The sequence below is a fragment of the Streptomyces mobaraensis genome (genome assembly GCF_020099395.1).
In the GTDB taxonomy this organism is placed as follows: domain Bacteria; phylum Actinomycetota; class Actinomycetes; order Streptomycetales; family Streptomycetaceae; genus Streptomyces.
In genome coordinates this window covers 6,360,475-6,385,474 of sequence record NZ_CP083590.1, presented here as the reverse complement: position 1 = coordinate 6,385,474, position 25,000 = coordinate 6,360,475, and the positions used below count along the sequence as shown (strand labels likewise).

The following is a 25,000-nucleotide window of genomic DNA, read 5'->3' as shown; positions in this document are numbered from 1 at the left end:
GCCAGCCTGAGCGCGCCTTCAAGGAACTCCCTCATTGCAGGGTCTTCGACACGCATGAGTTCGTCCTCGATTTCCGAGATGAACTGATCCATCTCGCTCGACCCCAACACCAGAGTCCCGTAGGGATCCACTCGACTCAGCATGGGGAGCACACTGGATCCACAAAGGCGAGCGAATCCGTCATGAAGATCGAGTACGGCATCAACTTGACTAGAACGCCGCCGCCTCGGACTGCTCCCCCGCTGCTCTACACGCACGAGAGCCACGTCTACGCCCACAACACCTCCTTGAGTGGAAGCCCGGCATCAAAAGCACTCATCACCCGGGCCCCTCGGACGGGAAGACTGTGATTAGTTTGCGATCACGAACCACAACCCGAATGTAGTACTGATCATCTCCAGCCCCGTTCCGGCCGATCGGATTCGGGAACTTGTAGCAGTACGCTCCGTCGCCGGTCTGACCTCGAGCGCACGGTTGACCATCTTCCGGATCTTCGCTTTGCTCGTCGTCAAGAACTTACTCTTATTGGGGAACTCGCCGCCTCTAACAACATGCCGGTCCCATATGTGATCCCATCGCCCCTTGGAAATTGGAACAGGGCAGTTGGAATTGTGGACGAGTACAGGAGTCTTTCCCGCCAGCACATAATACGTGTGGAGGTTGTCGACGGTGAGGTTGTAAGTGCGCGCGTGGTCGTCGTAGGCGCGGTTGGCCTTGACTCGGGCGGTGGTGCCGTCGCTGGTTCGAAGGGTGGTGCCGGGGCTGAGTTCGCGGGCGGGGAGCCAGCGGTGCTTGTCGGGTGCCCAGAAGGGGTGCTCGTGAGTGGCGGTGAGTCTTGCCGGACCGTTGGGGGTTGTGATCGTCAGTTCGTTGAAGCGCTTGTCGCTGTCAGTGACGATCGTGCGGGTGACCTGACGGGGTACGGTCCGTCCGGTGAGTGGATGGGTTGCGAGAACCTGGTCACCCACCTTGAGCGCCTCAATATTGCGAGAGGAGCGGTCGCCCATGAGGACTTTGGTGCCGACCAGGAAGCACTTGCAGTCGGACAGGCGGCGTCCCTTGCCCGCAGCCTTCTCGACTTCCTTTTCAACTTCCTTCTTGCCCCACTTGCCGTAGATCCACTTCCCGCCCTTGAGTCCCCACTTGGCTCCCTTTCCACCCGGGCCCGGGGTGAGTTCAGCGCAGTCGAGGTTTATTCCCGGGTCATGGAAGCACCCAGATATGCCACTCAACGGTGTGACCTTGGCGATGACGCCGGCAATACCCGTCCAGCATCCGGGGTCCCACTTGGGGCACTTTTTCTTCTCCTGGCCGCCGGCCTGTTCCTCGACATTTTTATATTGGAGGAGTTTGTTGGCCAGTTCTGACGACGCGCCGGCGATCTGGTCCTGGGCCTCCCGCATGGCCTTCTCTGCGGCCTTCAGGTCACGGACACGGACCTTGATCTGGCTGACGGCGTCCTTGGCCGCGGCGGCGTCCTGGCCAGCCTGCGCGGCGGAATAACGGGCGTCTGCTGCTGCGGCGTAGGCCGTGTCGGCCAAGTCGTAGGCCCAGCGAGCCGATACGGGCCGCCGGTCAAGCCGACGAAGACCTCCGTCGGCGCACCCTCGAAGGAACCGCTGCGATCAAGAGCAGCAGGACGAATGGACGAAGATGCGGACCAGTTCCGGTCCACCGAGGAGCAGCCCCGCCGGACCTGCGCAGAAGGCGGTGATATCCGCTAGCCGGAGCTCAGCCGCCGCGCCGGACTCGGGCGGCCTTGCGGGCCTCCGCGAGCTTGCGGGCCTCGGTGGTCTTGCGGGACGGCTTGCCGCCGGAGCCGTGCTTCGTGTCCTTGGTGCTGCCCAGGCCGGGGAACGGGGTGTTGTGGTTCTTGGGGCGTGATGCGGCCGGCCCGCCGTCGAGAGGTTCGCCGGAGGGGGCCCTGGCGCCGGTGATGCGGCTCAGCTCCGCCTCGCCGGACCGCACCTTGGTGACCTTGGCGGCGACGTCGGCGTCCGCCATGACCTGGCTCGTTTCGCGGCGCTGCGCCGACAGGACGAGGGTCACGACGGTCCCGGAGCGGCCGGCCCGGGCCGTGCGGCCCGCGCGGTGGAGGTAGTCCTTCGGGTCGGTGGCCGGGTCGACGTTGACCACGAGGTCGAGGTCGTCGACGTGGAGGCCGCGTGCGGCGACGTTCGTCGCCACCAGCGCGGTGACCTGCCCGTTCCTGAACTGGGCCAGGGTGCGGGTGCGCTGCGGCTGGGACTTGCCGCTGTGCAGGGCGGCGGCGGCCACGCCGCTGGCCCGCAGGTGCCGCGTGAGCTGGTCGACGCCGTGCTTGGAGTCCAGGAACAGCAGGACGCGGCCGTCCCGGGCGGCGATCTCCGTGGTCACGGCGTACCGGTCGGGGCCGTGCACGACGAGGACGTGGTGCTCGATCGCGGACACCGCGCCGGACGAGGGGTCCACGGAGTGGACGGCGGGGTCGCGCAGGTAGCCCCGCACGAGTTCGTCGACGTCGCGGTCGAGGGTGGCGGAGAACAGCATCCGCTGTCCGTCGGAACGCACCTGGTCGAGGATCTCGCTGACCTGCGGCAGGAATCCCATGTCGCACATCTGGTCCGCCTCGTCCAGGACCGTGATGCGCACCCGTCCCAGCCGGCAGTCCTTGCGCTCGACGAGGTCGTGCAGCCGGCCGGGGGTGGCGACGACGATCTCGGCGCCGTCCCGCAGCGCGGCGGCCTGGCGTCCGATGGACACGCCGCCCACCACGGTCGCGAGCCGCAGCCGCAGTACCTCGGCGTACGGGGTGAGCGCCTCGCCGACCTGCTGCGCCAGCTCCCGGGTGGGCACCAGCACGAGTGCCAGCGGCTCCTTGGACCGCGCGCGCCGCCCGGCCGTCCGGGCGAGCATCCCCAGGCCGAAGGCGAGGGTCTTGCCGGATCCCGTGCGGCCCCGGCCCAGGACGTCCCGCCCCGCGAGAGCGTTCGGCAGCGCCGCCGCCTGGATCGGGAAGGGCCTGGTCACACCCTGCTCGCCGAGCACCCGCAGCACCTCGGCCGGCAGCCCCAGCTCCGCGAAGGAGGCCACCGCGGGCCGCGCCGGAGCGGCGGCCGGCGCCTCGGGCGCACCGTCCTGTCGTCGGGCATCGGTACGTGCTGATCCGCTGCTCACAGAAAGCCTTCCTTCGAGGAGACCGTACCGAGGAAGGCGCGGCCGGGTCGCGGCCACCAGCGTGGGACACCGCAGGGAGCACCGACACGGCGACGATGCAAACGGATGAGGTTAGCACGGGGCGCGTCGACCGGGCCTCCCACGGCGCTGAGAACGGAACCGGCCTGGGTGCTCACTTCCGTGGCCGCGACCCATCGGCAGGCGCTCCGCGCCAACGGCCTGGAGGTCAACGCCGAACGGACCTCCCATGTCAGTGCCCAGCACTTCGGCGGTGTTGCGGATGCCCCGGTGCGGGGCCCTCGGGGCCGAATGTGCCGAGGGGCGGGTGGCGGGCATCACGCCGGATTCGCATCGGCGCCCGCTTCCGCAGGGGTGCCGCCGAGGGCGGGCTCGCCCGCTGCGCGGCCGTGCCGCGCGAGCTCCGGTCCCGTGCCCAGGGGTCAGGCCGGGGCGCGGTCGGAGGTCGGCCAGACGTAGGGCAGGTTGTCGGGGACGCCCGGGAAGAGGGGGGAGTAGATCTCCGGCGCCTTGCGGACCAGTGCCGACTGGTGGCTGCGGTGGAAGGCCGGGTCTCCCAGCCAGGGCGGCAGCTCGTCGTCGTCGGCGAGTTCGTCCTGGGCGCGTACGGGGGCGCCGGGGCGGTGCCGGGAGAAGTCGGTGGCCAGGGTGGTGGCGCAGGTGTCGGCGTGTCCCTTCGCCACCCATACCGCGCACACGTCGAGGCCGTAGCGGACCAGGGCCTCCTCGTAGCCGGTCCACATGCGCACCGCGGGGTGGTGCCGCCATCCGTAGCCGGGCACGGTCAGGCCGCGCAGCACCTGCAGCGCCTCGACGCGCTGCTTGCCCAGGCGGGGCGGGTCCAGGACCTCGGCCGAGCGGGTGAAGCCGGAGTACGGGAGGAAGGTCTGCACGCGGAATGCCTACCGCGCGGCGGGCCCGCAGCCGCCTCCTGGCCTTGGGCGCACTCCGTCCGGATCAGGAACACGCCGGGCATCCGGCCGAGGCGGCCGGCGTGCGCGGGCGCCGGCGCGGTGGCCGTGGGCAGGACGGGACGGCCTACGCGGCGGCGGATCCGCCGGGCGGCCGATCCGCCGAGCACGGCCTGCGTACGGCTCCAGCCGCATCCCTCCTGCCTTCGCAGGGCCGGACGGGAGCGTTCGGCGCAGCGCGGCCTCGCGCCCCGGAAAGCCCACCCCGGAAGGCCCGCCGCCGCCCCTTCCCTCAGACCACGCTGAGTGGATGGGCCGCCGTGGCGGAGCGCGGCGGCCAGGCGCACGGGGTCAGGATGCCGAGGACGTAGGCGCGGGCGACGAGGGCCGGGCGGGTCGCCGCGCCCAGGAGTCGGCGCAGGCGGCCGAGGTGGTAGTCGACCGTCTGCCGGGACAGTTGCAGCGACGTGGCGATGTCGCCGTTGCTGCTGCCCTCCGCCAGCAGGGAGAGGATGCGGACCTGTGCGGCGGTGAGCGGCGCGTGTGCCTCGTGGGCGAGGCTCAGGTGGGTGACAACCGCCCAGACGTGCCGGGCCCGGGTGGTGGAGTGGCCGGTCGTCGTCAGGTGGAGCCGTGCGCGGCGCCGGAGCCCCTGGGCGTCCACGAGCGTCACGGAGGTCTCCACCCGCCTGGTGCGGCGCGCTATCAGGCCGTTCCAGCGCCGGAGCAGCCGGTCGGGGTCGGGTTCCGGGGCGAGCAGGGTGTGCGCGCGGCGGCCGACCAGGTCGTGCGGGCTGAGCCGGAGCAGTTCGGCCGCCGCCGCGCTCGCCTCGACCACGCGCCCGTTCGCCGAGAGCAGCGCGCAGGGCAGGCCGCTGTGGTCGCGCAGGGCCTGCAGGTTCTCCTCGGCCTCCTGCCACCGGACCGTGGCGCGCAGGTGGTCCGTGACGTCCACGTAGATCCCGGCGACGCAGGTCTGCGCGTTCTCCCGGACGGGGAAGCGGTGGCCCACCGCCCGGCCCGCGCTGCCGTCCGGGCGCCGGTAGCCGACGGTGTGGCGCACCGGCGTGCCCCGGCTGAGGATCTCCTGGTCGAGGGTGCGGAACCGGTCGGCCTCGGCGGGCTCGTCGAGGTCCTCTATGTACTTGCCGACGACCTCGTCCGGGACCGTGCCGTAGAGGTGCCCGTAGGCGTGGTTGGCCCACAGGTAGCGTCCGTCGCCGTCCCGTATGAAGGCGGCGGCCGGGGCGAGGTCCACCAGGTCGGCGAAGGCCGCGTGGCCGCGCGGGGGTTCGGTGCGGGTGCCGACCTCCATCGCGAGGCCGTGCGTACGCCCGCGGGGCCGGCTCTCGCCCGGGAGCCGGCCGACGTCCGAGGTGTGGCCGACGTCCGAAGTGTGACCGACGCCCGAGGCATGGCCGACCTCGAAAGTGCGGCCGGCCTCAAACGTGCGGCTGACCTCAAAGGTGCGGCCGTCGAACCGTATTCGGTGGCGCCCCTCCCCCTGCGAGTGGCCCAGGTCGGGGAGTTCCCCGCGCAGCCGGTCCAGGAAGCGTCGTTCCGTGTCCCTGTCGGTGAAGGCGCCGCCTCCCCGTTCCAGCACCTGCCCCGTCTCGTCGGCTTCCCACCAGAACGCGGGAAGGTGCTCGAGCAGCGCTGTGAGCCTGGAATCGTCCACTGCGGTCTCCGTCCGTGTATGACTGGCTGACGCTCAGTCACACAACGCCGGATGTCCCGGCCGCGCTCCGCACACGCCCGGTTCTCGGCCGGATGCCGCTGTGACGGGAGCGGCGGCAGGGGCGGAGGCGTTCCGGGACTCAGGCAAATGCCTGAGTCCCGGGCTTCCCCAGAGGCGTTGGGGGCGTCCGTGGCCTGGTCCCCTTGAGTGAGCGGGTGAACACGCCCCGCCACGGGGGCCGCGGCGCCCCCCGTACCACCACACGTTCCCCCGGCATACGGCGATCCGTTGACACCGGACGATTGGAGACGAACTTCAGTGAGCAAGGTGCTGTTAGTGCATGCCAAGGGTGGTCCGCCGCTCGGTCACGTCCTGTCCCGGACGGCCGCGAAGGCGGAGGTGCACCTGCTGGCGCTCAGCGCTCTTCCTCCCGCCGTGGCAGGTTCCGCCCGCAGACTGTGCGCCTCGGTCGTGACGCCGGCCGACGCGCACCGCGCCGACCTGGTGTCCCTGATCGTCGCGCGGGCCGAGGCCGTGGGCGCGGACGCGGTGCTCACCTTCTCCGAGTACGCGGTCGTGGCCGTCGCCGAGGCGTGCGAGGCGCTCGGGCTCGCGGGGGCGGGCGGCGCCTCCGCGCTCGCCCGCGACAAGCGGCTGATGCGCCGCACCTGGCGGCAACACGGTTTGCCGCAGCCGGAGTTCCGTCCCGTGGACACCGAGGCCGACCTGCTCGCGGCGGCGCGCGCCTTGCCGGGACCGCTGCTGCTCAAGGCGGCCTGGAGCGCCGGGTCCACCGCGCACCAGATCATCCGTTCCCCGCACGAGGTGCCGGCCGCCTGGGCCCGCTCCCGTGCCGTGATGGCCGAATCGGCCCAACTGGGCTTCGCCGAGCTGCATGTGGCCGAGGCCGACGCGCACTACGTGGTCGAGCGGATCGTCACCGGCACCGCGTCGGACTGGTTCGACGAGCCCGGCTGGGGCGACTACGTGAGCGTCGAGGGCGTCGTGACGGACGGCGTCTTCCGCCCGGTGTGCCTCAGCGGGCGGATGCCCACGGTCGAGCCGTTCACCGAGCGCGCGAGCATCACCCCCGCCCTGCTCGCCCAGGACGCCCAGGACCGGATCGTGGACCTGGCCCGCCGCGCGGTCGACGCGCTCGGCCTGCGCGACTGCGGGACCCACACCGAGATCAAGCTGGGCGCCGACGGCGAGATGTGGCTGATCGAGACGGCCGCCCGGTTCGGGGGCGCGATGACCGTGCCGCAGATCGAGGAGGTCTTCGGGCTCGACCTCGTCGGCATGCTCGTCGACCACCTCCTCGGACGCCCGGTCGCGTGGCCCGAGCGGGCCCTCGGCCCGGCGCAGGCGCGCGGCGCGGCGGGCTCCCTCGTCGTCCTCGCGGTCGACGGCCGCGGCCGGGCCTGGCCGGACCGCAGGGTCTGGGACTTCGGCGCCGTCTCGGCGGACGTCGCCCTCAGCCGGGGCAGCCGCCTGTCGGTGGTCCCGGAGAGTTCGCTCCCCGACGGCAGTGCCGTGCCGGTGTACGACCCGGCCGCCGGCGCCAACACCATGGCGGCCCTGTGCCTGCTCTCCGCCGCCGACGCGCGGACCGTGCTCCGCGACTTCGAGACCCTGGTGGACGCCCTGCCCCGGGTGCTGCCCGCCGCCCGGCCGCAGGAGGTGTCGGTATGACCGCCCACACGACCGCCCGCACGACCGCCCGCATGACCGCCCAACCGCTCACCGGCGCCGCCGAACCGGCCGCGGACCGCACGGTCGTCGGCGAGAACCTGTCCCTGCCGCTCTTCCGTACGCTCTCCGGCGTCCTGGCGGGACACCCGTACCTCAAGGTCGTCGTCGACCGTGCCGAGAACACCTGGCACCTGCTCGACACCGCCGCGCACCCCTTCCACGTCAACTACATCGCCACCCGCGTCCTGGGCATGGACCTGGCCGCGCTCGACGCGGACCTCGACGCCTTCAACGCGTCCGTCTACACGGACCCCGGGCGCCGCTTTCTGCTCGGCGTGCTGTCGCTGCACACCGACGAGGACACGGACGGCCGCGAACGCACGTTCCTCGTCCTGGAGACGACCGAGGCCGACACCATGCACGGTGAACTCCTCGCGTTCTTCTACGAGTTCGTGCGCGCACGGGTCGACGGCAGGCTACCGCTGCTCCTCAAGCCCGCCAACCACGGGCAGGAGGAGGAGCTGGCGGCGATCAGCGAACAGCGGGTGCCGCGCATCCTCAGCCACGAGCTCTTCGGCTCCCGGACCCGTACGCCGCTCAACCCCGGCGAGGCCGTCGGGCGGCTGCGGTACTTCCGTACCCACGACGAGTACGCGGCGTACGCGGCGGCGGGGGCCGGGCTCGGCTGGGCGGACATCGTGGCCATGCCCTGTCTGCCGGACGACGTCCCCCGGGTCGCCGGGTTCCTCAACACCGCGCCGATCACCCCGCTCTCGCACACCAACGTCCTCGCCTCCGGCTGGGGCATACCCAACGCGATCGTGCGCGACCTGGACGAGCTCGTCGAGAAGGACGGCCTGGACGGCGCGTGGGTCCGCTACCGGGTCCGCGAGGACGGGATATCCCTCGAACGGCTCGACCACGAACCCGACCTGCGGGCCCCGGCCTGGCACCAGCAGCGCATCCGCCTCGACCCGCCGCTGCTCGAGGACGTCCCCGTGCTGGCCCTGCACCGGCTGCGCGCCGCCGACCGCGACCGCTACGGCACCAAGGCGGCCCACCTCGGCGAGCTGCACCACGTGCTCGACAGCCGTACGGCCGACCTGACCGCCTTCTACGGGCGGCCCCGCCCGCCGCGCGAGGACCTCTACGGGCACCTCGCGGCCCGCCTCGGCCTGGACGCCCCCTCCTCCGCCGAACTGCGCGCCGCGGCGGCCGACTTCGTGGCCGCGACGGTCGGCGCCCCCGAAGGCGTGGCGCTGCCGTTCGCGCTCCAGCAGCACTTCCTGGCCTCCTCCCCCGCCATCCAGCAGGGCATCGGCAAGCTCAAGATGGCCCTCGAACTCGACGCCGGCGACGTCCTGGACTCGCTCTGCCTCCAGCTCCAGCACCTGATCCGGCACACCCCCGTCCCCGAACCGGTCGCCCGGCAGATCGGCCACGCCCTGCCCGCTCCCGCCGGCCCGGACGGGCGCCTGGTGGTGCGCTCCTCGTCCAACGCCGAGGACCTGCCGGGGTTCTCCGCGGCGGGCGTCTACGACTCCGTCATCACCGCCCGCGGCGCCGGCGAACTCCTGGACGCCGTACGCCAGGTGTGGGCCTCGCTGCTCTCGCCGCGCAGTGTGCGCCTCCGCCACCAGGTCGGCATCTCCCTGGACGACACCTACATGGGCGTCATCGTGCAGGAGTACGTGCCCGCCTCGCTCGGCGGCGTCCTGGTGACCTGCGATCCGACCCGCCGCCAGGACTTCCGCAACGTCTACCTCAACTGCTTCCCCGGCTCCCCGGAGCAGGTGGTCGAGGGCTCGGTCCTGCCGCAGCAGTACCTGTACAACACCGTGGAGGGCGGCGGCCGTACCGTCTCCCTGGGCTCCCGGGGCCGCGAGCTCTCCGCCGCCACCCGGGCCCGGCTCGCCGACCTGTGCCTGACCGGGCGGCTCCTGCAGTCCCACTTCAGCGCGTCCGACGTGGACCGGCCGCTGGATATCGAGTGGCTGATGACCGACCGGGGCGACTTCCGGCTGGTCCAGATCCGCCCGTACGCGCTGTGAGGGCGGACACCGGCCGACGGGCGGCGGGCACCGGCCTCACCGCCACCGCCCGCCGGGTCATCCGGCTCAACTACGGCTTCCAGCTGCTGTTCAACCTGCTGTGGTGGATGCCGGTGTTCTACGCCTACCAGAAGGAGGCCGGGCTCTCGGACGGGCAGATCTTCGGCATCCAGAGCATCTACTACGTGGCCTTCTGCCTGTTCGAGATCCCGACGGGCCTGATCGCCGACCGGATCGGCACCCGCAACTGCCTGCGGGCCGGCGCGGTGGTCATGACCGCGGCGAACCTGGCCCCGGTGCTCAGCGCCTCCTACACCGGCTTCCTCGTCCACTTCCTGGCCATCGCCGCGGGCCGTTCGCTCACCTCGGGGGCGGCCAGCGCCTACCTGTACGACGGCCTGCGTGCCGAGAAGTGCGACGAGCACTACATGAGGGCGGAGGGCACCGCCCGGGCGCTGGGGCTGGTGGCGAAGGTCGTGTGCTGGCCGCTGGTCGGGCCCCTGATGGCCGTGGCGCACCCGGCCCCGTACGTGCTCAGCGCCGCCAGCGCGGCGGGCTCCCTCGCCTGCGCCGTCGCCCTGCCCCGCCTCGCGGGCACGGGCGGCGGCACGGAGAGGGCGGGCGGAGGACGCGGGGGCGGGGCGTTCCTGCGGGACGCGGGGGCCGCGCTGCGCTGTGTCGCCTCCTCGCGGTGGCTGGCCCTGCTGATGGTGCAGGGCGTCGCGGTCTTCACGCTCTCGCGGATCTGCCAGGTCAACCTCTTCCAGCCGATCCTGCTGGACCACGGCATCGGGGAAGCCTCGCACGGCAGTGTGATGGCGGCGATGACGGTGGCGGAGGCGGTGGCGTCGGCCCGTCCGCAGTGGCTGAGCCGCCGTCTGTCACCGGTCGCCTGGGTCTCGGTCCTCAGCCTCGCGCTGGCGGTCGCCCTGGCGGCCATGACGTTCGGCGGGCCGTGGGCCGTCGTCGCGCTGCTCTGCCTGTTCGCCGCCGCGACCGGCTTCGCGTACCCCGTCCAGCGCAAGCTGGTGAACGACGCGGTGCCCGCGGACGCCCCGCGCGCCACGCTGCTCTCGGTCGAGAGCATCGTGGACCGCGCGGTGTGCGCCCTGGCCGCGATCGCCGTGGGCGCCTATCTCGCCGCCGGGCGCCTGGACGCCCTGCTGTGGCACAGTGCGCTCGCCACGGCACTGCTGATCGGAGTCCTCCACCTGCTGCTGCGCGGCGGGGCGGTCAGGCGGGGGAGCGCCGGCCGAGGAGTTCGACCAGCCGGACCGGGAGGAACGCCGGCCGGTGCGGCCGGCCGACCTGATACGACACGAACCCGAGCGAGGAAGCCGCTCTGACCTCCTCGGCCGTCTCCGCCTGATAGACGACGCGGCAGCGGCCCGAACCGGCCTTCGCCCTCCGCCAGAGGGCGGGGGCCGGTTTGCGTTCCGCCTCGGTACGCGGGGTGAGGACGCGGTCGCCGAAGTCCTTCCAGGCGAAAGGCGCGGGCCCCCGCCACGTGGCGTCGACCTCCTTCCGCAGCCTGGCGGCGCGCTCGGCGTCGGTCCTGCCCCAGGAGGGCGGCACATTGGTGATCAGGCCGACGGGAACGCGGCGTACGCGCAGGGCGCGCAGGTAGGAGGCCGCGCCGGGCCGGTAGCCGATGCCGCCGTCGGCGGCGGTGTGCACGAGGGTCTCGCCCAGGTCGAAATACACGACGGGGCAGCCTCGTTCCCGGGCGGCGGCACCCGCTGCCGCGACTCCGTCCGCGTCGTCGAGCGGCGCCGCGCTCGCCGTGGCGCCGAGCGCGGCCCACACCAGAGCCGCGCTCAGCGCGAGGCGTATCCGCGCGGAGCCCTTGGAGGCGGATCTGTTCATACGTCGTCACCCTTTCCTCACGCGCACCAGTTCACCCCGCTCTACCCCTGCGCATCACGTGTCACCCCCATCTCGGGGTGTTTTCCTCCGAGTTCACCCCCCGGCGCCAGGCAGACAACGGCGTCACGATCGCGTGACCCCGTCGCTCTGGTTCTCCCCGCCCTCGGTGTGCACACTGCACGGGAGGCCGGTGTCCGGCTCCGCGTCACGAGAGAAGCTCCGCGTCCCGAGAGAAGAGGCGGCATGTCCCTTCGCGTCCTGGTGATCGGCGCCACCGGATTCCTCGGCCACCACGTGACGCGAGAGCTCGTGGCGAGCGGACACGACGTCACCGCGGTGGCCCGACGTCCCGGCACGAACACGCACCCGCACGGGAACGTGACCACCCGCACGGTGGACATCGCGACCTGCGACCGCCTCACCGACCTGTTACAGGACCACGACGGCCTCGTCTTCGCCGCCGGCGCGGACGACCGCGCCGTTCCCCCGGCACCGGCCTACCGGTACTTCGAGACGCGCAACGTCGCACCGGTCAGGCGGCTGATGGCGGCGGCCGCCCGCACCGGGTGCACGCGGGCGGTCGTCCTCGGCTCCTACTTCACGGCGCTGCACCGCACCTGGCCCGGTCTCGATCTGCCGGGCCGGCACCCTTACATCCGGAGCCGCGTGGAACAGGCCCGGGCCGCCCGGGAAACGGCGGCGGGCACGGTGGCGGCCACGGTCCTGGAGATCCCCTTCGCGTTCGGTTCCGCGCCGGGCCGGACACCCCTGTGGGCACCGCTCGTCCGCTGGCTGCGCTCGCCCCTGCCCCTGGCGGCCCCACCTGGTGGCACGGCCGTCGTCACCGCCCGCACCGTGGCCCGCGCCACCGTCCGGGCGCTCGAACAGCGGGCGACCGGACCGTATCCGGTCGTGGACGAGAACCTGGCCTGGGCCACCCTCCTCCACCGCTTCGCCGAGGCGGCGGGCCGCCCCCGCCCCGTCCACCGGCTGCCGCCGCCCCTCCTGCGAGCCGGCACCGGGGCCCTGCACGCCGTCCACACGGTGCGCCGGCGTCAACCGGGCCTCCAGCCGCCCGCGTTGGCGACCCTGCTGACCCGCGAGCTGTTCCTCGACCCGGCCCCCTGCCGGGCCCTGACCGGCCGGGCCGGACCCTCCGTGCGGGAGGCGTTGGCGGACACCGTCCACGGCTGCCGTGGCTGACCCGCCGGGTCCGCGGGCCCTCACCCGTCAGGCTTCTTCACCCGCAGTCATCATCGCCTCCGCCTGCCGCATCGGGCCTCCCCCACCCTCCTCCAGCGTCCGCAGCAGGGACTGGAGATGCCCGTGCCGGATCAGGGCGCGGTCGACGAGGGGGTTGACGAGGCCGCGCAGCGCGCCGACCGGTCGCCAGCGGCCGGGGACGGTGACGGCGGCGGCGCGGCGTTCGATCCCCCGCACGACGCGGGCCGCCACCAGCTCGGGGCCGACCGCCCGGGCGAACGGACGCGGGAACGCGGCTTCGCGCATCCGGGTCGCCAGCGGGTCCCCGCCGAAGGCCACCCGGGACATCCGCGTCTCCACCCAGCCGGGATAGAGGACTCCGGCCGTGGTCCCGCGGGTTCCCAGCTCCACCCGCAGCGCGCGGACGAGCTGCTCGACCGCGGCCTTCGAGGCCGCGTAGGGGGCGTTGGCGGCACCGTTGACGTAGGCGTAGACGGACGCGTTGACGAGGACGTGGCCGCGGCGGGCGACGACGTGCGGCAGGGCCGCCCGTACGGTGCGCCACGTGCCCAGCACGTTCACCTCGATGACGCGCTCGAACGTCTCGGGATCGATCGTCGCCGGCGTGGTCGGACGGGTGGGGGCGGCGCCCGCGTTGGCGAAGACGACGTCGAGTTCTCCGAAGCGGTGCTCGGCGCGCGCCACCGCCTCGTCGATAGCGGCCGGGTCGGTCACGTCCGCTCGCAGCGGCAGTGCGCGTTCCGCCCCCGGCTCCCGCGCCAGAGCCGACAGGGCGGAGGTGTCGCGGCCCAGCAGGACGACGTTCGCTCCCCGGGCGTGCGGCGCGCGGGCGCCGGCCGTCCCGATGCCGCCGGTCGCGCCGGTGACGAGGACCGTCCTGCCGGTGAGGGAGTACCGTGCCATGCCCTGCCTTCCTTTGACGGTCGGGAGTTACTCGGGTGCCGGCGATCCGTGAACCCCGGCCGCCTCGGGACCCGTTCGCCCGCGCCAGGCCGGCGTCCACCAGTTCGCCCGGCCCGCCAGCCGCATCACGGCCGGGACGAGCAGCCCCCGCACGAGGGTCGCGTCCAGGAGCACGATCGCGGCGATCGTCGCCCCCAGGACGACCAGCAGACTGATCCGGGCCGCCATCAGCGCCCCCATGCTCACGGCGACGACCAGGGCGGCGGCGGTGAACAGCCGGCCGGTGTGCTCGATGCCGAAGACGATGGAGGCGGTGTTCCGCCGGGTGCGCCGCCATTCCTCCGCCATGCGCGCGACGAGGAAGACCTCGTAGTCCACGCAGAGTCCGAAGGCCAGGGCGGCCGCCAGCAGCGGCATGGTGATCTCCAGCGTGCCCCCGCCACCGCCGGCCGGGGGCCCGAGGAGGTGCGTCCGCTGGAAGAGCAGCGCCATCAGTCCGGTCGCCGCCCCGATGCTGAGGCCGCCCAGGACCGCGGCCTTCAGCGCGACCAGGGGGCTCCGGGTGAGGAGCAGGAGCATGACGAACACCCCGCCGAGCATCAGCACCGCCCACCGGCCGAGGGCTCCCGTCACGGCCTGCCGGGTGTCGGCGAGGTGCACGGCGGCGCCGGCGACCTGTGCCGGTCCGGGTGCGGGGGTGGCGCGGACGGCCTCGACCAGGGCGGCGGTGCGCGGTGACTGGGGGGCGTCCGCGGCGAACACCACGACCAGCGTTCCGTGCCGCCCGCCCGCGTCGATGCGCCGTGAGGCGGTGAGCCGCCCGCCGGCGTAGTCCCCGGCCTCGGTGCTCACCCGGGCCGCGCCGGGCAGCGCCGCCAGGCGCCGGGCGTAGGCGTCCAGTTGGGCCGCTCCGGTCACCGGGTCCGTCCGGGGCAGCACCACCGTCAGCTGCCGGTCGGGAGCGTGGGCGAAGTCCGTCCGGATCGCTTCCGCGGTGGTCCGGGCCTCGGCGTGGCGCGGCAGGATGGTCTCGTCCATCAGCGCGGGCCGCAGCCCGACGACGGGCGCCGCCAGCCCCAGCAGCACGGCGGTTCCGGCCAGCGCCCACAGCAGGGGCCGCCCGGTCACCGTGACGGCGACCCGCCGCCAGAAGGGACTGCCCGCCGGCCGGGCGGTACGGGGGCGCCAGGGGAGGCGGAGGGACAGCTTCGCGTCGTCGAGCCGGCCCCCGAAGACCGCCACCAGGGCGGGGATCAGGAACAGGGTGCCCACCGCGCAGAACCCCACGACGACGAGCGAGGCGATCGCCAACGAACGGATCAGCCCCAGCGGGAAGATGAGGAGCGACGCCATGCACCACGCCATCGTCAGGGCGCAGAAGGTCACAGCACGGCCGGTGGTGGACATCGCCCGCCCGACGGCCGCCTCCGCGTCCAGCCCCCGGGCGCGCTCCTCCCGGTACCGGGAGAGGGTGAACAGGGCGTAGTCGACGGCCAGTCCGAAGCCGAGGGCGCAGCTGAGGTTGACGGCGAAGACGGAGACCGGCGTCAGCCGGGTCACCGCCGCCAGCAGGGCCAGGGCCCCCGACGCCGCGGTCAGGCCGATGCCCAGGGGGACGAGCGTCGCGCTCAGGGAACCGAAGGCCAGCGCCAGGACGGCGAACGCGGCCGGCAGGGCGAACAGCTCCGACCGCAGCAGGTCCCGCTCCGCCTGGTCGGTGGCGGACACGTTGACCCAGGCGGGACCGCTCACCGACAGCCGGAGCCCGGGCGCGGCGGCCCGCAGGGCCGGTACCAGGGTCCGCGCGGTACGGGCGGTCTCGGACTCGCCCCCTTTGAGGTCGACGCGCAGCAGCGCGCCCCGGCCGTCGGCGGAACGGAGGGCTTCCAGCCCCGTGTTCCAGTACGACTGCGCGGACGCGACTCCCGGGGACCGTGCGGCCAGTTCGGTCAGCCGCCGGCCGCGCTCCGCCACCTCGGGTGCGTCGACCGGGCGCCCGGAGCGGGCGTACAGGACGAGGTCCGGTGTGCCGGCCCCCAGCCGTTCGGCGGCCCGCTCGGCCCGCTGCGCGGCCGTGCCGTCGGCGATGACGCCGCCGTTGGACCACCGGTCGCCCGCGCTCAGTCCTACGAGGGCGCAGAGCAGGAACAGGCAGGCGGCCGAGCCGAGGACGAGCCGGCAGTGCCGGTACGCCCACCGTGCCACCGCGCCCAGTACGTCCGTCCGCTCCCCGGGGCCGTCGGCCGTGGGTGCCACCCGGCGGTGGCGGCCCGAGGGGACGGCGGGGCCGAGCGGGTCGCGTCGGCGCAGCGCGAGGCGCACGGTGCGGCGGCGCGCCGCGGGCGGTTCGTCCGCCGTGAGCGTGGCGCTTTCGGATTTCTTGTCGGCCATCGACTGAACCATTCCTTTGAGCGGCCACAGGCCGGGTGCTTTCGGTTGCCGGGGCCGGGCGGGTGGTGCGGCGTGGCCCGTCGCTCGAGTCCGCGAGGGGGGCGGCTCGTTCGAGCGCGTGGAGTGCCAGTGAGCGGCCTGAACGGGTGGTGGGGCGGCGATCGTGACGAGGTGGGCCGATCCCGGCGGCGCGTGCGGGCGGTGGGTGGCCACGAGCACCGGCCGCGTGGCGGCCAGGCGGCTCAGGGTTCCACGGGGCGCGCCACCACGACCGTCGTGAAAGCGCTCACTGGTACGCCCCTCGTCAGCTGGTCAACACGACCTGGTCGCGCGCCCGGTCAAGGGACCGCTCCACGATGTCGCAGGCCGCCTCGGTACCGGACTCCGCCCGCAGCCGGTGACCGAGCCGTTCGGCCGTGCGGCGCATGTCCTGGTCGTTGACCGCCTGCACGATGGCTCCCGCCAGATTGCGGACGGTCAGCTCGGCGGCCGGAATGGGCCGGGGGCCCACCCCCAGTTCGTGCACGAGGGACCCCCAGAACGGCTGGTCGAAGAAATGGGGGCAGACGACCGTGGGAACTCCCGCCGTCAGACCGGCGCCCACGGTGCTGGCTCCCCCGTGATGGACGACCGCGGCCATCCGGGGAAAGAGCCAGGAATGAGGAACGCCCGGGACGACATGGACGAGGTCGTCCGACGGCGTCACTTCGGGATCCCCGAGCAGCACGCCCCGCACACCGGCTTTGCTCAGGGCATCGCGAACCAGCTCGTGCCGGTGGTGCGGATCATCGGTGAGCATGCTCCCGAAGCCGACGTAGACGACCGGCGGCCCCTGGGCGCCGAGGAACTCCGCCAACGCACGAGGCGGCTCCCACCCGGCAGGGGTGTCCAACAGCCAGTACCCCGTAACGTGTTCACTCGACGGCCAGTCGGGCGGAGCCGGCAGCACGGACGGGCTGTAGCAGTACAACGTGGGCCGTGATTGACGACGCCATTCACCGAACGGCCCCCCGAAGGGCCACGGGGGAAGACCCAGCGTCCCCGTCCGCCACGCGTTGACGCGCCGGCGGAACACCTGCCAGATCACTTGCTCGGCGAGACGGAGACTCCACACATTGCCGACGGCCCCCAGGGAACGCCCCAGTCCGCTCGGCGAGAAATGGCGGGTAGGACGCAGCGGAACGAAGGAAGCCGCGAACGACACGGCCCCCCAGCGCTCCGCGAGACTCTGCGCGGGAACCGCGAGCGGCGAATAGATGACGCAGTCACTCGGCCGCGCCACCGCGGAAATCCCCCGGAACAGCCGATCCGCGGCGGGCCCGCCCACCTGCCGCAGCCACCGGGCGAACGCCACGGGATTGTCCCCGCACCCCAGCAACCGCTGCCCGCCGGAGGTCATGAGCAGCTCGTCGGGGTCCGGTTCCACAGCGCTGTACACCACTCCGGTGCCGCGCACGGTATCCGCGTAACGGCCGGCCCCGATCAATTGCACATCGAAACCCCGCCCCTTCAGCGCTACGCCCAGCGCGGCGAGCGGCTGAACGTCCCCGCCAAGCCCCACGGAAACGATGGTAATTTTTTTCGACATCAATCTTCTTCCGCGTGCGGATTTGCCCTGCCGAGGAATGCTTTGCCCGATTCAGGCTAGGTCCTGAACCGGGGTTTTCGTGACAGGGCGTCACGCGGAATGTCACACAGGCGGCAAAATCTCGACGTACCCGTCGGTTCCGTGCACGCGGATGCGCTGTCCGTCCCGGATCAGCCGGGTGGCCCGTTCCACGCCCACGACGGCCGGCAGGCCGTACTCCCGGGCGACCACCGCGCCGTGGGTCATCAGGCCGCCCACCTCCGTCACCAGGCCCGCGATGCCGACGAACAGCGGCGACCAGCTGGGGTCCGTGAACGCCGTGACGAGGATGTCGCCCGCTTCGAGATCGGCCTCCGCCATGTCGAGGACGACCCGGGCCCGCCCCTCGACGGTCCCGGCGGAGACCGGCAGGCCGACGAGGGCGCCGGCCGGCACGTCGTCGCGCCGGTACGCCCCGGTGAGGGCCTCGCCGTCCGAGGTGAGCACCCGGGGAGGGGTGAGCGCGTGGTACGAGCGGAACGCCTCCTTGCGCCGCCGGATGAGCCCGCCGTCCACCCGGTTCGAGCGCACGGCGTCGTGGAGTTCCTGGAAGGTGAGGTAGAAGGCGTCCTCCGGCTCGGGAAGCACGCCGGCCCGCACGAGACGCCGGGCCTCCTCCAACAGGGCCTGTTTGTAGAGGAGGTAGCGGCAGACGATGTCGTACTTCGGGTACTCCCGGTATCCGATGAACGTCCTGACCCGGTCGATCATCCGCTTGGTCTCGTCGGCCTTCCGGTCCCCGTCCGGCAGGGCGCGCAGGCGCGACAGTACGTCCCGCTCCTTCTGTTCCGCCTTCCGCCGCCCCTGTTCGAAGCGCCGCCCGGCGGCGCCCGGTTCGAAGTTCCTGACGCTGTCGAGGATGACGGGCACGAGCGTGCCGGGACGTTCGCGCCAGCGCGGCCTCGTGATGTCGATCTCGCCGACGCAGCGCATGCCGTACCGGTCGAGATAGGCAACGATGGCGTCGCGCGCCTCGGTCCCGCCCGCGAGCTTCGGCAGCTCGTCGAGGAAGTCCTCGTCCTCCACGCCCCGCAGGAACGCCACCACGTCCGGCAGCGGGCGGATCACGTCCGCGACGTCGAGCAGCGCCAGTCCCATCTCCGACGTGACGTTGCCGGGGGCGGACAGGGTGAGCGTGTCGGCGGCGCTCTTCTCGCCGAGCCATTCCCACAGGCGGTCGTTGAGCCACCACGTGGCCTCCATCCCCGCCGAGATCACCCGCATGCTCAGCGGATCACCGAGGACCCGCTTGTGTTCCTCGAACGCCTCCGGCAGGAAGTCGAACAGCGCGGGTCCGGTCCTCGTCCGGAGGGCGCGCTCCAGGGCGGCGACGGACGCCTGGCTCCGCCGGACCAACTCGGTGACGATCGCCGGATCGTTGTCGAGCGGGGCGGGCGGCCCGCCGGCCGGCGGGCCGCCGGGAGCCGCGTCCGGCAGCGGCGCGACGAAGTCGGCACGGCCGAGCACGGTCTCCAGGGCGTCCCTGGTCAGCGGATCACCCCTCCCGATGACGTCCAGGAGGGCGGCGCGGCTCGCGGGCGCGGCCAGGCGCCGGGTCACGTCGACGAACAGCCTCCCCCCGGCCTCGTGCATGGGCACCATGGCGGTCAGCCGCCACATGGAGAGGCCCAGGGGCTTCATGGGATCCGTCATCATCTGCCCGTGACCGACGGAGACATAGACGCGGTTCTCCCGGTCGCCGGCCTCGGGGAGGGGGAACAGCGTCGTGATCGGCCGGCTCTGGACGATGCGGAAGCCGTCGTCGGCCAGGCACCACTCGATGTCCTGCGGACGGCCGAAGTGCGCTTCGATCCGCCGCCCGAGCCGGACGAGCCGCACGGCCTCCTCGTCCGTCAGGGCCGGCCGCTCACGCCGCCGGGCATCGACCGCCACCTCCCGCGTACCACCGCCGGGCACGGCCTCGACGGCCCGCTGTTTCACGGCGATCGTCCTGGCGACGACCTCGTCGTCCCGTACCGTGAAGACGTCCGGGTTCACCAGGCCGGAGACCAGGGCCTCGCCGAGGCCGAAGCCGGCGTCCACGGTGGCGACCTTCCGGTTTCCCGTGACGGGGTCGGCCGTGAACAGGACGCCGGCCGCGCGCGGGAAGACCATCCGCTGGACGACCACGGCCATCCGGACCGTACGGTGGTCGATGCCGTTCCGCCGGCGGTAGGTCACGGCCCGCTCGGTGAACAGCGAGGCCCAGCACCGGCTGATGTGCCGGAGGACCGCCGTGGGTCCCACGACGTTCAGGTACGTGTCCTGCTGGCCGGCGAAGGAGGCCGTCGGCAGGTCCTCCGCGGTGGCGCTGGACCGGACGGCGCAGGCCGCGCCCTCGCCGAGCCGGGCGAGCGCCCGGGTGACCGCCGCGGCGAGGTCGTCCGGGACGGCGACCCCTTCGACGGTCCGGCGGATCTCCGCGCTCAGCGCGCGGACCGCCTCCCGGTCGTCCGGGTCCACGCGCGACAGCCGATCGAGCCGATCGCCGATCGACGGCGCCTCCGCCATGATCCGCCGGAAGGCGTCCGTGGTCACGCAGAAACCGTCCGGCACATGGATGCCGTCGATCCGCGACAGCGCGCCCAGGTGCGCGCCTTTGCCGCCGACGGCCGCGGCCCGCGTCTCGTCGACTTCCCGGAGATCCAGCACGTCGTGTGCGGTCATCGCGACACCTCCGGGGCGGCCGTGCTCCGTCGTGCCGCGGCGGCCGGTCGGCACACCGGCGCCTCCGGCTCCGTCGGGCCCTTTTGTGTCGACAACAGCACAGGCATGTCCTTGCGCCCCTTTTCCGCGACTTGTGGCATCGGCCGACGATTCTGCGCCACCACCGGGGCCTTGCGGCAAGCCCCCGGGCGCGCTATATGTTGAGAGTGGCGAGGAGAGGGTTCTCCTTGCCTTTTCCTTTCGCGCACTGTCGGCGGGGCCCTTTCCCGCCTCTGCTACGGTGCCCCGAGATCGCGATCTCAGGGGGGCGGGTGGGGGCCGTCAATCGGTCGGAGGCGGAACGGCGGCGGCGGGCCCGGATCCTGCGTTTCTGGCGGGCGGTGGAGTACTTCAGCCCGCCGAAGGTGGACCCGGTCGATCCGAAGAAGATGGTGTACGCGGTGGGGGCGAACCGGCCGCTGCCCTGGGAACCGGGGCACGCGGTCGGCCGGCTTCCGGCCCGCCCGAACTCCGTGTGGCAGCACACCGTTTACGCCGGGATCTTCGCCGTCGACAAAGTGCGCGACGTCCTGCTGGAGGCGTTCCGCGCACCGGAGGCCGAGCAGGACTTCGACGGCCGGACCGGCGGTGACGGCGCCGTGCTGTGCTTCACCGTGAACGAGGAAGGCCGTCTGATCAAGGACAGCGCCACGCTGTCCTCGTGCGCCTGGGCGGTGGGGCAGACCCTGGATCCCGGCCCGCACGACGACCGGTGGCTGACCGGGTTCGAGGCGCAGAGCGCGGAGTCGCTGCGGAGCCTGCTGGACCTGGCGGACGGGAAGGTGGACGTCGAGCGCCGGCCTTCGCCGGGCGAGGAGGCGTCGGGGCTCGGGCCGGTCGCGGGGCTGATGTCCCGGCTGGCCGTCGAGACGGTCGGGGGCGGGCTGGGGCTGACGGCCGCGGCCGTCGACGCCGGTCTCGGTGCCGTGGCCGCGCAGGCGGCCGGGCGGCTCGCCGCAGGCCTGGCCGACTCCGTGACCGCGAGGCTCACCGGGCGGGACACGGACGACGGCCTTCCGGACGAGGAAGAGAACGGGTCAGGCGAGGACGACGCGGCGGAGCCCCCGGCCGAGATCGGCACGAAAGTCCTCGATGTGCACGACCTGGCCGCCGTCACCCGTTGGGTGGCCGAACGCCTCGGAATCGCCGACGCGTTGGCGCCGAACGCGATCCGCGTCAAGAGCTACCGGGTTTCGGCCAAGCACGCCGACGACTCCATCGGCGACCTCTTCCTCAACAGTTTCTACGCCGACGACCTCGAAAAAGTCTCCGACGCCGTCGAGGCGGGAAACGCGGGCACCGCCCTGCTGGACTATCTGCGCGCCGAGGCGGACCTCGACTCCCTGCCCCGTTTCGACGTGCGCCGTACGCCCGAAACCGTCCTGGAACACGTCCGGCCTTCGAGCATGCCCCTCGGGCGGTGGCCCGCGGACAATGACAAACCCCTCGTGCTCAGCCAGCAGTTCGCGGTCAACCGCGTCATGGAAACCCTCGGGACGGACGACGGGCGTGGCGTCTACGCCGTCAACGGGCCGCCGGGCACCGGAAAGACCACCATGCTGCGCGACCTGATCGCCGCCCTCGTGGTGCGGCGGGCCGAGCGGCTGGCGACGCTGTCCCGCCCGGAACTCGCCTTCGCCCGCGAGCCGTTGTCCTGGCGCACGGAGGAGAACGCCGGGAAGCGGTTCCCGCGCACCCTCCACCCCTTGATTCCCGAACTCACGGGTTTCGAAATGGTGATCGCTTCGTCCAACAACGGAGCGGTGGAGAACGTGACGCTGGAAGTCCCCGGGGCCCGGGCGATCGGCGACGCGTGGAAAGCACGCGCGGACTACCTCTCCGGGCCGGCCGGCCTTCTCCTGGACGACGACGCCTGGGGCGCCGTCGCCGCGTGCCTGGGACGCCGGAGCAATCGCTCCCACTTCGTCGAACGGTTCTGGTGGGGCGAGCCGGGAAAGGAATCCGGCCGCCGGCAGCCGAAATCACCGCATGAGGAGCCTCCGGTCCTGGGGCTGCAGAAAATGCTGCAATTGCAGGGCGAGTACGCCGCGGCGCTCTCGGACGGGGCCACGGGACCCGACGCCTCCCGGCCGGAGCCGCCGCTCGGCCGGGAGACGTGGACGCAGGCGGTCCGGCGTTTCACCCGGGCCCGGGACAGGGTGCGCGAACTGGCGGCGGAGCGCCAGGAGATCGCGGACCTCCACGCCCGGGTGGCGGGCCCGGACGCCCTGCTGGACGCGTTGCTGGCCCGGGAGTCCGACGCCCATGACGCTCTCCTGCTGCTCCGCGAGGAGCGGCACCGCGCGGAGGCCGCGCTGCTCCGCGGCCGCGAGGAGTACGCCCGCCGTCGCGCCGCCCTGCCGGCCGAGCGGGCCCGGCTCGACGCGGCCGAGGCCGGGGTGCGGGAAGCGGAGGAGGGCGTTCGGGTGGCCGAGTCGGCGCTCCACGCCCACGACGCGTACCGGCCCGGCCGCCTCAAGCGGGTGTTCGCGCGCGAGGCCGTGCGCCGCTGGGAGGAGGAGCGCCTACCGTACGCGGCGGACGTCGAGGCCGCGGACGCGCGTCTCGCCACGCTGGAGTCCGCGCTCGCCGACCGCCGCGCCGCCCTGCGCGCCGCGCGGGAACGACTCGACGAGGCGCTGGCGGCCGTCCGGCGCGGGGAGGCGAGGCTCGCCGTGTGCGAGCGGGCCCGCGAGCGCCAGGCCGCGACGGCCGCCGAGGCCGGGGAGCGGGTGAGCCGCCGACGGCGCGAGCGGGAGGAGGAGCGGCACCGGCTGGCCGGGGCCCGGGAGCGGTGGGGCGCCGCCGTGCCCGGGGAGGAGTGGCGGGCCGGGCCCGACGACCGTCCGGCGATGGAGGCGCGGGAGCTGTCGGCCCCCTGGATGGACCCCGCGTTCGCGGAGGCGCGCGCCGGACTGTTCCTCGCCGCCCTGGACCTGCACCGCGCCCTGCTGGCCACCGCCCCCGACCGGATGCGCAGGAATCTGCAGGCCGTGATGGACGTGGTGAAGGGGCAGGCGCCGGCCGAGCTGCCCGCGCGGACGGTGCTCGCCGCCTGGCAGATGCTGTTCCTGGTCGTCCCGGTGGTGTCGACGACCTTCGCGTCGATGGGGCGGATGTTCGACGGGCTGGGCAGCGAGGCCCTCGGCTGGCTGTTCGTCGACGAGGCCGGCCAGGCCGCGCCGCAGGAGGTGGTCGGCGCGCTGTGGCGGTCGCGGCGGGCCGTGGTCGTCGGCGATCCCCTCCAGCTCGAACCCGTGGTCACCCTGCCGTGGACCGGCCAGCGGCGGCTCGCCGCGCACTTCGCGGTGGACCACCCCTGGGCGCCGTCCGCGGCCTCGGTGCAGACCCTGGCCGACCGGCTCAACCCGTACGGCACCTGGCTGGCGGAAGGGGACGGCGAACGCGTCTGGCTGGGCTCCCCGCTGCGCGTCCACCGCCGGTGCGACCGCCTGATGTTCGACATCAGCAACAAGATCGCCTACGACGGGATGATGGTCTACGGCGTCTCCCGCGACCAGGACGACTACCCGCTGGCGCAGCGGAGCGTCTGGATGGACGTGGGCTCGCTGCCGGGCGAGGACAAGTGGAACCCCGAGGAGGGCCGGGCGCTGGAGCGGTGCCTCGACCTCATCCGTGAGCGCGTGGAGGAGGCGCTGCGCCGGGAGCGTCCGGACGACGGCGCGGTGCCGCTCTCCCCGGCCGGCCCCTCGCCGTCCGCCCTCTCCCCGTCCGCCGCGGGCGGCGGTTTCGCCGACGAGGTGACGCGCCGGCTGAACGAATCGGTGTTCGTCGTCAGTCCGTTCCGCGATGTCGTCAACGGCATCGGCCGGGTGGCGAAGAACCGTCTCTCCGCCAAGCGCTACGGGACCGTGCACACCACGCAGGGCAAGGAGGCGGACATCGTGGTCCTGGTGCTCGGCACCGGGACCGGCCAGGTGGGCTCCCGCGACTGGGCCGCGCAGAAGCCCAACCTCCTCAACGTCGCGGTCACCCGCGCGCGCCGTCGGCTGATCGTCATCGGGGACTTCGACACCTGGTCGCGGCACCGCTACTTCCGGGACCTGGCCGGGCACGAGCGGATCGGCAGGTGGACGCCGCCGGCCCGCTGAGCCGGCGGCCCCGCCGCACCCGTACCCGCGCCCCCGGCCGTCCCGGTTCCCGGCGATTCGGGCCCACCCGTACGAAAACGGCTCCCGTACGAAATCGCCCGTCCGCCACGAACGATGGAACACCCTTATCTGAATTGGCGTCAACTGCCCCGGCTCCTCTAGAATTTGAGCGCATACCGGCAAAAGGGAAAGGCGCCGTCCATGGGCACCAAATTCATCGAGGTAGACGAAACCCACAAGGGTCAGCCCAACGTGGAGGAGGGGGTGAAGACGATCGAGGTCGGCGGTCAGACGATCACGACGCCGATTTACGTGCAGCGCATCGATTTCGACGACCTCGCCCCCGAGGTCACCGACAACCTGACCACGGTCAAGTTCGCGGTGACGGTTCCCGAGGAAATGGAGGACCTTACCGGGGAGGTGGACGAGGACGGTTCGCCGGTGACGGAAATCAAGGAAATCCAGGTCCCCAAGTGGCTCGAAGTCGACCTGGGTCCCGAATCCCTGAAGCAGTACGAAGAAGCGATGGCCCCCTTCTTCGCCGCGGCCCGCGAGACCGAGGCCCCGCTCATCCCCGCGCCGCGCAAGCGCCGGAAGAAGTGACGCCACGCCCCTCTCCCCGCCACCGGGAGGGGGGCTTCGTCGATCCTGACACCCTGAGGGTC

At 72.8% G+C, this 25,000-nt stretch carries 15 protein-coding genes; 6 read left to right on the top strand and 9 right to left on the bottom strand.

Features of this window, described 5'->3' with window-relative positions:
• Positions 1-350: 350 nt before the first annotated feature.
• The 4 genes from K7I03_RS34135 to K7I03_RS28235 all read right to left on the bottom strand — a co-directional run bounded on the left by K7I03_RS34135 (position 351) and on the right by K7I03_RS28235 (position 5,763).
• On the bottom strand, positions 351-1,541 hold the full coding sequence (locus K7I03_RS34135; protein WP_313772165.1) for a polymorphic toxin-type HINT domain-containing protein: 1,191 nt from the start codon (positions 1,539-1,541) through the stop codon (positions 351-353).
• Positions 1,542-1,731: 190 nt separating this feature from the next.
• Positions 1,732-3,156 (bottom strand): DEAD/DEAH box helicase, encoded by a 1,425-nt coding sequence (locus tag K7I03_RS28245; RefSeq protein WP_185944483.1) that lies wholly within the window; start codon positions 3,154-3,156, stop codon positions 1,732-1,734.
• 440 nt (positions 3,157-3,596) lie between these two features.
• Positions 3,597-4,067: an MSMEG_6728 family protein gene (locus K7I03_RS28240; protein WP_185944482.1), complete on the bottom strand. Its 471-nt coding sequence runs from the start codon at positions 4,065-4,067 to the stop codon at positions 3,597-3,599.
• Positions 4,068-4,377: 310 nt separating this feature from the next.
• Positions 4,378-5,763 (bottom strand): LuxR family transcriptional regulator, encoded by a 1,386-nt coding sequence (locus K7I03_RS28235; protein WP_185944481.1) that lies wholly within the window; start codon positions 5,761-5,763, stop codon positions 4,378-4,380.
• A gap of 336 nt (positions 5,764-6,099) precedes the next feature.
• On the opposite strand from K7I03_RS28235, the gene K7I03_RS28230 reads away from it, so the two are divergent.
• The 3 genes from K7I03_RS28230 to K7I03_RS28220 are packed head-to-tail and all read left to right on the top strand — an operon-like array spanning position 6,100 to position 10,852.
• Positions 6,100-7,455 carry an ATP-grasp domain-containing protein gene (locus tag K7I03_RS28230; protein WP_423229697.1) on the top strand — a complete coding sequence of 452 codons (1,356 nt, stop codon included), beginning with the start codon at positions 6,100-6,102 and terminating at the stop codon, positions 7,453-7,455.
• A 32-nt stretch (positions 7,456-7,487) separates the two neighbouring features.
• A complete protein-coding gene (locus K7I03_RS28225) occupies positions 7,488-9,506 on the top strand; it encodes a PEP/pyruvate-binding domain-containing protein (protein WP_185944569.1) in 2,019 nt (672 codons plus the stop codon).
• Positions 9,503-10,852: an MFS transporter gene (locus K7I03_RS28220; RefSeq protein ID WP_185944479.1), complete on the top strand. Its 1,350-nt coding sequence runs from the start codon at positions 9,503-9,505 to the stop codon at positions 10,850-10,852. The genes K7I03_RS28225 and K7I03_RS28220 overlap by 4 nt, the downstream gene beginning before the upstream one ends.
• Here K7I03_RS28220 and K7I03_RS28215 read toward each other — a convergent pair.
• Positions 10,740-11,372 (bottom strand): HAD family hydrolase, encoded by a 633-nt coding sequence (locus K7I03_RS28215; RefSeq protein WP_185944478.1) that lies wholly within the window; start codon positions 11,370-11,372, stop codon positions 10,740-10,742. The genes K7I03_RS28220 and K7I03_RS28215 overlap by 113 nt on opposite strands.
• 243 nt (positions 11,373-11,615) lie before the next feature.
• Here K7I03_RS28215 and K7I03_RS28210 point away from each other — a divergent pair, with 243 nt between their 5' ends.
• Entirely contained in the window at positions 11,616-12,575 is a 960-nt protein-coding gene (locus K7I03_RS28210) for an NAD-dependent epimerase/dehydratase family protein (RefSeq protein WP_185944477.1), read from the top strand.
• 27 nt (positions 12,576-12,602) lie between these two features.
• Here K7I03_RS28210 and K7I03_RS28205 read toward each other — a convergent pair whose 3' ends face one another.
• From K7I03_RS28205 to rph, 4 genes are all read right to left on the bottom strand, one after another.
• Positions 12,603-13,499, bottom strand: coding sequence for a short-chain dehydrogenase/reductase (locus tag K7I03_RS28205; RefSeq protein WP_185944476.1), 897 nt, complete (start codon positions 13,497-13,499; stop codon positions 12,603-12,605).
• Positions 13,500-13,526: 27 nt separating this feature from the next.
• Positions 13,527-15,890 carry an MMPL family transporter gene (locus tag K7I03_RS28200; RefSeq protein ID WP_185944475.1) on the bottom strand — a complete coding sequence of 788 codons (2,364 nt, stop codon included), beginning with the start codon at positions 15,888-15,890 and terminating at the stop codon, positions 13,527-13,529.
• A gap of 304 nt (positions 15,891-16,194) precedes the next feature.
• A complete protein-coding gene (locus K7I03_RS28195) occupies positions 16,195-17,478 on the bottom strand; it encodes a glycosyltransferase (protein WP_185944474.1) in 1,284 nt (427 codons plus the stop codon).
• A gap of 102 nt (positions 17,479-17,580) precedes the next feature.
• Positions 17,581-20,184, bottom strand: coding sequence for a rifamycin-inactivating phosphotransferase (gene rph, locus K7I03_RS28190; RefSeq protein ID WP_185944473.1), 2,604 nt, complete (start codon positions 20,182-20,184; stop codon positions 17,581-17,583).
• A 311-nt stretch (positions 20,185-20,495) separates the two neighbouring features.
• On the opposite strand from rph, the gene K7I03_RS33940 reads away from it, so the two are divergent.
• A complete protein-coding gene (locus K7I03_RS33940; RefSeq protein WP_185944472.1) occupies positions 20,496-24,335 on the top strand; it encodes a DEAD/DEAH box helicase in 3,840 nt (1,279 codons plus the stop codon).
• Between the two features lie 201 nt (positions 24,336-24,536).
• Positions 24,537-24,938 (top strand): hypothetical protein, encoded by a 402-nt coding sequence (locus K7I03_RS28180; protein ID WP_185944471.1) that lies wholly within the window; start codon positions 24,537-24,539, stop codon positions 24,936-24,938.
• Positions 24,939-25,000: the final 62 nt, after the last annotated feature.

Coding starts and splice junctions, on each gene's coding strand:
- K7I03_RS28205 (WP_185944476.1), bottom strand. CDS start 13,499: ATGGCACGGTACTCCCTCACCGGCAGGACGGTCCTCGTCACCGGCGCG.
- K7I03_RS28180 (WP_185944471.1), top strand. CDS start 24,537: ATGGGCACCAAATTCATCGAGGTAGACGAAACCCACAAGGGTCAGCCC.
- K7I03_RS28215 (WP_185944478.1), bottom strand. CDS start 11,372: ATGAACAGATCCGCCTCCAAGGGCTCCGCGCGGATACGCCTCGCGCTG.
- K7I03_RS28225 (WP_185944569.1), top strand. CDS start 7,488: ATGACCGCCCAACCGCTCACCGGCGCCGCCGAACCGGCCGCGGACCGC.
- rph (WP_185944473.1), bottom strand. CDS start 20,184: ATGACCGCACACGACGTGCTGGATCTCCGGGAAGTCGACGAGACGCGG.
- K7I03_RS28200 (WP_185944475.1), bottom strand. CDS start 15,890: ATGGCCGACAAGAAATCCGAAAGCGCCACGCTCACGGCGGACGAACCG.
- K7I03_RS28195 (WP_185944474.1), bottom strand. CDS start 17,478: ATGTCGAAAAAAATTACCATCGTTTCCGTGGGGCTTGGCGGGGACGTT.
- K7I03_RS28210 (WP_185944477.1), top strand. CDS start 11,616: ATGTCCCTTCGCGTCCTGGTGATCGGCGCCACCGGATTCCTCGGCCAC.